Genomic DNA, 12,051 nt, shown 5'->3' on the forward strand with positions numbered 1-12,051 from the left:
CCTATCAGCGAAATTGTCGTGTCTCCGAAGCGATCTATGCCGGAGATCATTGCCGCTCACGCACAATTGGCGAGGCATACCATAAGTAATATACTTCATATTATCAATGATAAAACAGAATTTACTCAAGATGGATTTCGTAAATTTACCTTGAACGGCGGTAACCTAATAATATTCATCCATATTCCATCACCCACAACGGGAATGCCGAAAATATACCCAACCCGCCAATTCGGCCGCCCGGATGATCGGGCGATGTCGATCGGCGAATTACTCAGGATCGTGTACTATTTTGTTGACAGCATCGGAGGCGTCTTCCTAGCATCCCAACGCTCGACATTATCAGGGATCGCGGCTTCCGGCCGCCTGCCGCGCACAAGCGCAGCCAACAAGAACAACGAGCTGTTTCGAAACGGGAGGATTTGACGTGAGACTGGACGATTACAAACGTTTTCTCGCCCTCCAGGCAAGCCGCCGCGGGCTTCTGAGGGGAGCTGCCGGTGCCGGTGCCCTCGCGGCGCTCGGCGGTCTTGGCGCAAGCGCGGCCATCGAGCCCGCCTCGGCCGACGAGGCCAGCGACCTTCGCGCGAAGATCCTGCAGATCCCGGGCGTCGGCAAGGGTTCCCCGACGGACGCGGACTGGCAGAAGGTGGGCGAACTCTGCCTCGGTGCCACCAAGGACAGCGTCAAGGAGGGCGAGTTCGCAGGCGTCGAGCTGTCCTTCATGGGCCTCAACAACCAGAACCTGCACAACCTCCTGTTCCGTGGCTTCCTCAAGCCGTGGGAAGCCTATACGGGCGCCAAGATCACCTGGATCGACCTCGCCCAGGCCGACTACAATCCGCGCCTCCAGCAGGCGATCGCCACCGGCACCGTCGACTTCGATATCCTCGAAATGGGTGCGCCCTTCGAAGGCGACGTCTGCGGCAAGGGCCTGGCTTCCGAGATGCCGGACTGGGTCAAGAAGCAGATCGACATGGACGACCTGGTCAACTACCTCAAGCCTCCGGTGGGCACCTGGGACGGCAAGCAATACCGTGTAACCATCGACGGCGACACGCATAATTTCAACTACCGCACGGACTACTTCAAGGACGAGGCGCTCGCCAAGGCCTGGAAGGACGCCGGCAACGCCACCGAATGGGCGGTGCCGAAGACCTGGCAGCAGGTGCAGGCGGTTACCAAGTTCCTGAAGGGCAAGCAGATCGACGGCCAGGAAGCCTATGGCTATCTCGATCCCTGCAAGGCCTGGGGCGGATTCGGCTTCTACTTCCTGGGCAGCCGCGCCACGGCCTATGCCAAGCACCCCAGCGACAAGGCCTGGCTGTTCGACGTCGACACGATGAAGCCGCGCATCAACAATCCGGCCTGGGTTCGCGCCATTCAGGACGTGCTCGACGCCCTGCCGTCGGAGCCGGCCGACCAGCTCAACGCCGACCCCAACACCACGGGCTTCCAGCAATTCCTGGGCGGCACCGGGGCCATGTGCGTGTGGTGGGGCGACATCGGCTCCAACGCCAAGACGAACGACTCCTCCGTCATCGGCGACAAGTGCGCCTTCGACATCCTGCCGGGCTCCGACGACGTCTACAACGCCAAGTCGGGCCAGTGGGAGAAGCTGCCGAGCGGCCCGAACTACGCGCCGAACCTCGCCTATCTCGGCTGGGGCGTCTATGTGATGGCCCGCGTCGACAAGGATGAGAAGAAGCACAGGGCCGCCTGGAGCGCCGCCGCCCATCTCGGCGGCAAGGATCTGGCCTTGTGGACGGCCGTCTACCCCTCCGGCTTCCAGTGCTACCGCAACAGCCAGGGCCATGTGGACGAGTGGGTGTCGGCCGGCTACGACAAGGAGTTCATCTCGAACTACCTCGCCTCGCAGTTCAACTCCTACAATCACCCGAACGGGGCGATCGAGCCGCGTATTCCCGGCATCTTCCAGTATTACAGCCTTGCAGAGGACATTCTCGCCAAGATCTTCGCCGGCCAGCTCAAGGCCCAGGAAGGCGCCGACCAGATCGCCGCCGCCTGGGAGAAGCTGACGGACCAGATCGGCCGCGAGAAGCAGGTCGCGCTCTACAAGGCCTCGCTGGGCATGTGAGGCTCTAAGCGGCGGTCTCGGGCCGCCGCTTCCTGTCCGACAATGCCACCTTTCCAAGACCGGACACGGCGACATGCACGCATGCCGCTGTGGTATCCGCCCAGCCGGGGAGCTTCATGACGCCCTCCACCACCATCCCCTCCTCGATCTCGGGGGGACGTCTCACGGCCGGGCGCGTCATCATCGCTGTCGCCTCGCTCCTGCTGATCGCCGTCGCCCTGGTGCAGTTCCTGCACGAGAACCAGGGGCTTGCCCTCGGTTTCGCCAATTGGCGCCCGGTGCTCTACGCCTTCGTGCTGTGGTCGATCGCGCTCGGCATCGGCCAGGTGCTGATCCGCGGAGAAGCGGGCGAGCGCGCGCTGTTCATCCTGCCGGCGGTGCTGTTCACCGTGGCGATGGCGATCTTTCCCACCCTGTTCGGCTTCTACATCGCCTTCACCGACTGGAACCTGAGCTCCTTTGCCGGCCAGCGCTTCAACGGGATCGACAATCTCGTCGCCCTCTTCCACGACGCCGACTTCTGGAACGCCCTGCTCAACATGGTCTTCTATGTGTTGATGGTGTTCGTGGAGTATGCCATCGCCTTCGGCCTGGCCTTGCTGCTCAATGCCGAGATCAAGGCGCGCAAGTTCTTCCGCGTCGCTTTCCTCCTGCCCTTCATGCTGAGCCCCGTGGCCGTGAGCTGGATGGTCGGCAAGTCGATGATGGAATATCGCTACGGCCCGGTAGCGCGGCTGATGCGGGAAATCGGCTGGAAGAATCCCTCCTTCTTCACCGATCCATGGGTCGCCCGCATCTCCATCGAAGCGATGGACGCGTGGGTCTCCATCCCCTTCCTGATGATCCTGCTGCTGGCCGGCCTGCAGGCCCTGCCCCGGGAGGTGATGGAGGCCTCGAAGATCGACGGCGCAAGCGGCTGGCAGCAGTTCAAGGAGATGATCTTCCCGCTGATGCTGCCGGTGAGCATCACGGCCATCGTGCTCAGGATCATCTTCAAGCTGAAGCTCGCCGATATCGTGATCAACACCACCTCGGGCGGCCCGGGCGGCGCCACGGACACGGTATCGAGCTTCATCTATCGCGAATATCGAGACAGGTCGAACGTCGGCTACGGTACGATGCTGGCGATGTTCTACCTCGTGGTGATCATCGTCTTCGTCACCACGCTGCTGAACTTCGCCAACCGCTTCATGCAGCGCAACAACTAAGCGGGAGGACCGGACCTTGGCCAATGCCGCCGCCGCGACACCGATCGCCCCGCCCCGGGACACAGCCTTCAAGGCGACCGTCGTCCTCAGCCGCGTGCTGATCTACGGCGCGTTGATCCTGTGGGCCTTCATCTCGCTCTTTCCGATCTACTGGACCCTGTCCACGTCGATGAAATCGGCCGTCGACGTCACGCAGGGCCACCTCCTGCCCTGGATCGACTTCCAGCCGGATTGGAAGGGCTGGCGCTCGCTGGGCCTTTCACCCGATACCGTCTTCGCGACCTCGACGGCACGCGACGAATTCGTCGCCCGCTTCTCCAACAGCGTCATCACCTCGCTCGGTGCATCCCTGCTAGCCGTGGTGATCGGCTCGCTCGCGGCCTACGGGCTCAGCCGCTTCCAGTACAAGTTCGCCTGGATGCGCAACCGGGACATCTCCTTCTTCTTCCTGTCCCAGTTGATCCTGCCGCCGGTCGTGCTCGCCCTGCCCTTCCTGGTGCTGTACAGGGAACTTGGGCTGCTCGACACCCGCATCGGCCTGATTCTACTCTACACCCTAACGGTCCTTCCGATCGTGATCTGGATCATGCGCGACCAGTTCGACACCATCCCGACCGAACTCGACGAGGCGGCATTGGTGGATGGCCTCTCGCTCTGGGGCGCCTTCTGGCACATCATCCTGCCCATCGCCCTGCCGGGCATGGTCGCCGCCTTCATCCTGTCACTGGTGCTGTGCTGGAATGAATATTTCTTCGCGGCGCTGCTGACCTCCACGGATGCCAAGACCCTGCCGGTGATGGTGGCGAGCCAGACCGGCTCCCAGGGCATCAACTGGTGGTCGATGGCCGCCCTCTCGACCACCGCCATCGCGCCGCTGGCAGTCATCGGCATCTTCCTCGAGCGCTATATCGTGAAGGGCCTGACGGCTGGCTCGGTGAAGTAGAAGCGCCGGAAACAGCCGCCCCACCCAGCAAATGTGGACGGACGCCGCGAGCCGCTCGTACAGCAGCGGCGAGCCAGAACCATGGCCAATGCGCCGCGGCGTTAAAACGGGCTCGGACCGACAGGACGGCTCGCATATCCATAGGCAAAGACCTGGAGTCAGTTGGTACGGCATTTTCATCGGTTGCTTCTTCGTCATGCCGTTGCGATAATTGTCATATATTCAAAACATTCTTCCGAATTTTATTCGTATTTATATAGAATGATCTAAATTTATATAAAAAGCTCAATATAATTTCGAGATATTATTGACTAATATAGCAACATTCCACTTAAGAATCCCTAGTTCGCGAGGGGCCTGGGGTGGAATCATGAGCGAGTTCGGAACAATTCTCTATAGTGTCTTTGCGGCAATGCTCGTCGCATCGGCTGCTCGCACGACTGCACCCTGGCCCTCGAACCCGACAAGGCCCTCCCCGGCGCGTTCTGGATGATTTCCCGCGTCGATGCCGGAGCCGATGCCCAGGCGTCGGGCTTTGGAATACCCGAACGCAGGCAAGTTCCTGACCGTCGCGACGGTAGGGAAGTCCGGGACCGAAATAATCCGTGAAGCACGGATCGAGCAGGCCGGAACCAACGGAATGCGTCTTCCAGGTTGTGCGAAATCGCACATACACGCGCCCATATTCTCTCAAATACGTGCCTTTTCACACCAAACGATCAAATCACGAACAATGACCGCTCAGAACAAGAAGCCCGCGGGCTCCGCAGACAATCCTGGTTCCGGACAGAAGAACCAGCCGATCAAGATCGCCACAGGCGCCGCAACCTGCCTCCTCGCCCTCGCACCGTTCAGCAGGGCGCAGGCACAGAACGTGACCGTCGACAACCAGACGGTGAATGTCCCCGGCACCCAGTCGAGCCCCTGGAATCCGGGCGTCAATCTTCTCATCGGAATGCCGAACACGGGAACGGTGAACGTCCTGACCGGCGGCAGCGTCAACCTGACCAATTTCATATCGGTGGGCAGGACCGGAACCGGCTTCCTCAACGTCAGCGGCGGCGGCCAGGCCAAGGCCAATTCGATCCGCATCGGGGATCTCGCCGGCTCGACGGGAACCACGGTCGTCACGGGGGCGGGTTCCTCGTTGTCCGGCAACGGTCTCATCGTCGGCGTCGTAGGATCTGGCTCGCTCTCGGTCCAGGATGGCGCCAGCGTAACGATCTCCTCCGGGACCACGATCGGCAGCCTCGCGAACTCGACCGGCTCGGTCACCGTGACGGGCAACGGCTCCACGCTCTCCACCGGCAATACGCTCGTGGTCGGTGATGCGGGCAAGGGCACTCTCAGGATCGAGAACGGCGGAAGCGTCGCCAACACCGTTGCACCTCCGGGCGGCCTTGCGCCCCTGACGACCATAGCACGGCAGTCCGGCTCGACCGGTTCCGTGGTCGTGACGGGCACGGGATCGACCTTCAACGCCGGCGAATCTCTGATCGTCGGCGACGCCGGCTTGGGTTCCCTGCGCATCGAGGGCGGCGCGACGGCCTTCAGTTCCTACGGGATCCTTGTCGCCAACCAAGCCAGTGCCAATGGCTCGTCGATAGTGGTCACCGGCGTCGGTTCGACCTTGAGTTCCAATGGCATTGAAGTCGGTGGAGAATATTCCAACGGTCCTGGCGTCCCCGCCGGCGGCGAAGGATCGCTTCTCATCGAGGCCGGAGGGCAGGTCATCACTCCCAATGCCGCGATAGGCAATTATGGATTGCGGTCGGTTGCGACGGTGACGGGCGATGGTTCCAAGTGGATTGCGGCAAATGGCATAGGGATCAACTCAAGCACGCTGAACATCGAAGATGGCGGCGTGTTTCAAAGCAATGGCTTCGCTTGCATTCAGTGCCGTGAGGTCGATGGCTTGAGCGAGATCAACGTCACAGGCAATGGTTCGAAATTCGTCAGCTCGGGCCAGCTCTCGACTTTGTATGGCACCACCACCATCGATGCGACGGATGGCGGCTCGATCGAAACCGGTGTCACCCATCTGAGCTACTACGCGGGCTCCAGCACCACTGCCACGGTGAGCGGCGCCGGCTCGAACTGGACCACAACCGACACAATGACCGTCGGTCGCCTCGGCACGGCCAGCCTGACGGTCGATGATGGCGCCAATCTCGCGACAGCCTCGATGACGATTGCGCAACTCGAAGGCTCCAGCGGCACCGTAACGATCTCCGGCGCAGGATCGGCCTGGCAGAACGCCGGCAGCCTCGTCGTCGGCGATAACGGCACGGCCAGCCTGACGATCGAGGACGGCGCCCAAGCCACCAGCGGGGACACCACGATCGCGCGCTTCGACGGTTCGGACGGCACGGTCACAGTCACGGGTGCAGGCTCGTCCCTCGACATCACGGGCAACATGTCCGTCGGCAACAGCGGCGCGACCGGGGTCGTCAACCTCGCCAACGGCGCCCTTGCCTCGGTTTCCGGCACGGTCGGCGTCGGCGGAGGCTTCTCGCCCAACGGCACCGGCACCATCAATATCGGGACCGGCGGCGTCGCGGGAAACCTGACGGCGGGCCAGATCGTCAGCTATTCGCAGGCCGGGGCGACGATCAATTTCAACCATACCGACGACATCGTCTTCTCGCCGCCGATGACAAGCGCGTCACCCAATTACAAACTGGCCGTCAACCAGATGAACAGCGGCACCACGACGCTGACCGGCCAGAGCAGCTATTGGGGCCTGACGACCGTTTCCGCCGGCATGCTGCAGGCCGGCGTCGCCAACGCCTTCAGCCCGAACTCTGACGTCAACGTCACCGCGGGCACGCTGGATGCCAATGGTTTCGATCAGACCGTAAAGTCCCTGACGAATGCCGGCACCGTCGCGACCAATCTGAAGGGCGGCACGGCCGGGACGACATTGACGGTGAACGGCGACTATGTCGGTGTCTCGGGCAGCACGCTCGTGCTCAACACCTACCTGGCCTCGGACAATTCGCCCACCGACAAGCTGGTCGTGCACGGCAATGTCTCGGGCACGACGACATTGCTCGTCAACAATACCACAGGCCCCGGCGCTGCCACGAATGACGGCATCGAGGTCATCCACGTCGACGGCACGTCGGAGGCGGGAGCCTTCTCGCTCGGCGCGGCGGTCTCGGCCGGCGCCTACGACTACGGTCTCTATTTCCAGAACCTCGCCCAGACCGACCAGAACTGGTACTTGCGCTCGACGGGCAAACTCGCCCCCACCAGCCAGACGACCCTTCCCTATGCCGACGTGCTGTCGCATTTCACGCAGGCGACGCTCGGCACCCTGCAGCAGCGCACCGGCAACCGCATCTGGCCCGTCGGCGTGTCGCGCCTCGCGGCCGACCTGCCGGCCGCGCAAGCGACGACATATGCCAGGGGTGGCCCCGCACTGATCGGCCAGGGTGCATGGGGCCGGATCGGCGGGCAGTATTCGTCCTTCGCGCCCAGGGCCGGCTCGGCCTACACGCAGAGCATCGGCTTCATGCAGGCCGGCTACGAAGGCGTGGCCAAGGAGACGGCCTGGGGCGATCTCACGCTCGGCGCCTATGCGACCATCGGCACCTCGACGGCGCGCATCGACGTGACCCGCGATCCCGTGACGGGTGCCGCCCGCTCCAAGGGCAAGATCACCACCACGGGCTACGGCGTCGGCGCCAACATGACGTGGCTCGGCAATGACGGCCTCTATGCCGACGCCATCGCCCAGTTCACCTGGTACGACTCCAGCCTGTCGAACAAGAACGGCCACAACCAGGGCTGGTCGAGCGCGGCGAGCCTCGAAGTCGGCAAGCGCTACGAGCTCGGTTCGGGCTGGGCGGTGGTGCCGCAGGCGCAGCTCGCCTGGACGCATGTGGACTTTTCCAGCTTCACCGACAACCTGGGCAACCGCATCGCGCTCGGCAAGGGCGACAGCCTGCAGGGCCGCGCCGGTGTCCGGCTGGAGAACCTGTCGGTCTGGCAGGACGCCAACGGCCAGCCCAACCGCCTGCAGTTCTACGGCATCGTCAACCTCACCTACGAGTTCCTGAACGGCACCAGCGTCAAGGTGGCCGGCACATCGCTGGTCCAGGGCAACCGCCGCCTGTGGGGCGAGGCCGGTGTCGGCGCCACCTATTCCTGGAACAAGAACTGGAGCGCCTATGGCGAGGCCGACTACGCCATGGCCCTCTCCGGAAAGGGCGGCGACAACTACACCGTCAAGGGCACCGCCGGCCTGCGCTACAGGTGGTGATCCGTGCAATTATCCCTGCCACCTCATGCATATTGAGTGGCAGGGATAATATTATATAGCTTATTTTAAATAAAAGATTCTTACTTCAGATTATAATACACGAAACTACCTCATTTTAATTTTAAAAATTTAACAATATACGTCATTAATAAATAAAAACACAGAAATATATGTTTAAATAATTACAAATCATAAAATACATACAAAATTTAGAACTACATACCGATATATTCTAGAATTAGACAATATTACAAACCTATGATAGCAAATTTCCCCACTAATACCGTAGGGGAATATGGGGCATGTTATATAATAAATACCTATGTTTTGCGTTTCATCTACCACTTTTGTGGGAGATTGAAGAATGAAACGGTGGTTAGGGACAGCTGGTCGGACGTCAATCATAACTGCTCTTGCATCGGCGGCATCGGCGGCACACGCTGCCGGCACGTGCACATCGGATGCCAATGGCTCCTACATCGCCGGATGGACGGGCAGTCCCTATGGAGTGGCATGCAACCAGGTGCCCGCCACGACTGGATCGCCGACGACGTTGGGGAGCGGTGCTTCGTGGTACGTCCTGGCCCGCAGCAATCTCTCCGCCGCAGATGATACGGTCACGATCGGAGCGGCGAATATTTCCTACACTGGAACCAATGGCTTCGCAGTAATTGGCAATCAGTACCTGACGCACGGAAGCATCAATTTCACGGATGTCACGGCGACGGTGACCAATAGCGGCGCCGGCGGCGGCATCAACGGCCTGGGCACGCACAGCACGGTTGCAATCAACGGAAACAACTTCACTCTTACGTCGAACAGTACCTACACTGGAGGAAACTCGAGCGGTGGGGTTGCATCCTACGCCATCCTCGCCGGCTCGTCCGTCATTTCGGGCGAAGGAGGCGCGTCGGCGGCCAACAACGGCAAATTTTCGACAATAACCCTCAATAACGCGACCATCGATCAGACCACCGCCGGCGGACTGGTTCAACCGGTCCTCAACGCCGGGCTGCGCGCGATCCAGGGGGCCTATCTGAACGCCGGCAACGGCAGTTCCGGCAAGATCGTCATCAATGGCACCCTCGACATGACCCTTACCGGTGAGCGTGTGGAGGGTATCTACATTTCAGGAGCAGCGTCCGACAGTTCCGGCAACGAAGCCGTATCGCAAGTCATATTGAACGACAGCAATATTCATCTCATCCACTCCGGATCGAGAACCTTCGACAGCAGCGCGATCAAGATCGGCAAGACCCGCGCAGTCGGCACCGGCAAGGGAGAGCTCTATTCGAACGGAGCCATGACCATCATCATGGATCCGGCCTTCGGCGGCAGCCAGCCCTATTGGGGAGCTGCCATCAAGATGTCGGTCAGCGGTTCGAAGCTCATGGCGAATGGCCCCAACAGCTCCACCAACATCCTTGCCAGCCGCAGCGCGTTGGCGATCGGGATCGACGATTGGGGCGCGAGCGTCGATTCCGGCGGAGCGCTCGGGCCGGGAATCATCGCCTCCTTCGGGGACGCCACCATCCGGACCCAATCGACGACCGCTCCGCTGCTGCTGATCGATGGCGGACAGCAGGACGTTCAGCTGCTGTTCGACCGGCAGTCGGACCTTCTGGCGGCAAGTGACGGGTATATCCTGGATGTGATCAACTACCGCAACGTCGCAACGCCCAGTTCCGTGCAGGCGACCTTCGACAATGGAACAACCATAACCGGCTTGGTCAACAAGACTTACGCCAACTCGACCGTCGATCTCGCCTTGAGCAATGGGTCCACCTGGAATCTGGCCGAGAAGACGACGGGGGCCGTAGCGACCTCCACTTTCGACACGCTGACGATGACGAATGACTCCACGCTCAATGCCTTCAAGGGAGGCGCCGGCGCGTTCATCATGATAGGCGATGTGTCTTCGACGGCCTCGACCATCAGCCTCAGCGACGGCGTGGTCGGTGATCGCCTGACCATCCAGGGAGACTATGTAGGCGACGGCGCTGTGCTCAAGCTCGATACCTACATGGCTTCCGACGGAGCGCCTTCGGACGTTCTCGTCATCGATGGAGGCACGGCGACGGGATCGACCGAAATACAGATCAACAACGTGAATGGTCCCGGCGCACTGACGCAGGCCGACGGCATCCTGGTGGTGGACGCCATCAACGGCGCCACGACATCGGACACCGCCTTCCATCTCAATGGGGCGATCTCGGTCGGTGCCTACGACTACAATCTCTACTACCAGAACCTCGCCCACACCGACCAGAACTGGTACTTGCGTTCGACCCAGGAACTGGCTCCGACCAGCCAGACGACCCTTCCCTATGCCGATGTACTGTCTCATTTCGCACAGGCGACGCTCGGCACCCTGCAGCAGCGCACCGGCAACCGCATCTGGCCAAATGGAACGCCGGCGGAGGCGATCTGGTGCAAGGACCCGACGCAGAACTTCCGCTGCACGCCTACGGCGGCGCAGAACGAAAGCTACGCCAGGGGTGGCCCCGCACTGATCGGCCAGGGTGCATGGGGCCGGATCGGCGGGCAGTATTCGTCCTTCGCGCCCAGGGCCGGCTCGGCCTACACGCAGAGCATCGGCTTCATGCAGGCCGGCTACGAAGGCGTGGCCAAGGAGACGGCCTGGGGCGATCTCACGCTCGGCGCCTATGCGACCATCGGCACCTCGACGGCGCGCATCGACGTGACCCGCGATCCCGTGACGGGTGCCGCCCGCTCCAAGGGCAAGATCACCACCACGGGCTACGGCGTCGGCGCCAACATGACGTGGCTCGGCAATGACGGCCTCTATGCCGACGCCATCGCCCAGTTCACCTGGTACGACTCCAGCCTGTCGAACAAGAACGGCCACAACCAGGGCTGGTCGAGCGCGGCGAGCCTCGAAGTCGGCAAGCGCTACGAGCTCGGTTCGGGCTGGGCGGTGGTGCCGCAGGCGCAGCTCGCCTGGACGCATGTGGACTTTTCCAGCTTCACCGACAACCTGGGCAACCGCATCGCGCTCGGCAAGGGCGACAGCCTGCAGGGCCGCGCCGGTGTCCGGCTGGAGAACCTGTCGGTCTGGCAGGACGCCAACGGCCAGCCCAACCGCCTGCAGTTCTACGGCATCGTCAACCTCACCTACGAGTTCCTGAACGGCACCAGCGTCAAGGTGGCCGGCACATCGCTGGTCCAGGGCAACCGCCGCCTGTGGGGCGAGGCCGGTGTCGGCGCCACCTATTCCTGGAACAAGAACTGGAGCGCCTATGGCGAGGCCGACTACGCCATGGCCCTCTCCGGAAAGGGCGGCGACAACTACACCGTCAAGGGCACCGCCGGCCTGCGCTACAGGTGGTGACGCAGGCACGATAGCAGCAGCGACGAGACGCAAGCTGCCATCGCCCAAGTAGCCATCGCCACGAGCAGGACTTGTGGCAATGGCGAAGACGACGGAGAGCATGAGGGAAAATCGGACGGGTCTGCTTGTCCGTTGCTTCCTCCTCATCGGCTTTCAGGGAGCCCAGAACTTCTTCCACAACCG

At 61.7% G+C, this 12,051-nt stretch carries 6 protein-coding genes; all 6 read left to right on the forward strand.

From position 1 onward, the window contains the following. Positions 1–36 precede the first annotated feature (36 nt). The 6 genes from AC6H34_RS03115 to AC6H34_RS03140 all read left to right on the forward strand — a co-directional run bounded on the left by AC6H34_RS03115 (position 37) and on the right by AC6H34_RS03140 (position 11,868). Positions 37–426, forward strand: a complete 390-nt coding sequence (locus AC6H34_RS03115; RefSeq protein WP_497537876.1) for a hypothetical protein — start codon at positions 37–39, stop codon at positions 424–426. A 1-nt stretch (position 427) separates the two neighbouring features. Then, positions 428–2,098 carry an extracellular solute-binding protein gene (locus tag AC6H34_RS03120; RefSeq protein WP_497537877.1) on the forward strand — a complete coding sequence of 557 codons (1,671 nt, stop codon included), beginning with the start codon at positions 428–430 and terminating at the stop codon, positions 2,096–2,098. Positions 2,099–2,214: 116 nt separating this feature from the next. Continuing rightward, positions 2,215–3,306 carry a carbohydrate ABC transporter permease gene (locus AC6H34_RS03125; protein ID WP_448146199.1) on the forward strand — a complete coding sequence of 364 codons (1,092 nt, stop codon included), beginning with the start codon at positions 2,215–2,217 and terminating at the stop codon, positions 3,304–3,306. 43 nt (positions 3,307–3,349) lie between these two features. Then, the gene (locus tag AC6H34_RS03130; RefSeq protein WP_448151231.1) at positions 3,350–4,249 is read left to right on the forward strand and encodes a carbohydrate ABC transporter permease; all 900 of its coding nucleotides are present in this window, start codon (positions 3,350–3,352) and stop codon (positions 4,247–4,249) included. 733 nt (positions 4,250–4,982) lie between these two features. After that, entirely contained in the window at positions 4,983–8,516 is a 3,534-nt protein-coding gene (locus tag AC6H34_RS03135; RefSeq protein ID WP_497537878.1) for an autotransporter outer membrane beta-barrel domain-containing protein, read from the forward strand. Positions 8,517–9,039: 523 nt separating this feature from the next. Beyond that, entirely contained in the window at positions 9,040–11,868 is a 2,829-nt protein-coding gene (locus tag AC6H34_RS03140; protein WP_497537879.1) for an autotransporter family protein, read from the forward strand. Positions 11,869–12,051: the final 183 nt, after the last annotated feature.

It is taken from the genome of Labrys sp. ALF-8, assembly GCF_059699065.1.

Excerpts from the sequence above, each read along its gene's own strand:
- AC6H34_RS03115 (WP_497537876.1), top strand. The coding sequence starts at position 37 with ATGCCGGAGATCATTGCCGCTCACGCACAATTGGCGAGGCATACCATA.
- AC6H34_RS03125 (WP_448146199.1), top strand. The coding sequence starts at position 2,215 with ATGACGCCCTCCACCACCATCCCCTCCTCGATCTCGGGGGGACGTCTC.
- AC6H34_RS03135 (WP_497537878.1), top strand. The coding sequence starts at position 4,983 with ATGACCGCTCAGAACAAGAAGCCCGCGGGCTCCGCAGACAATCCTGGT.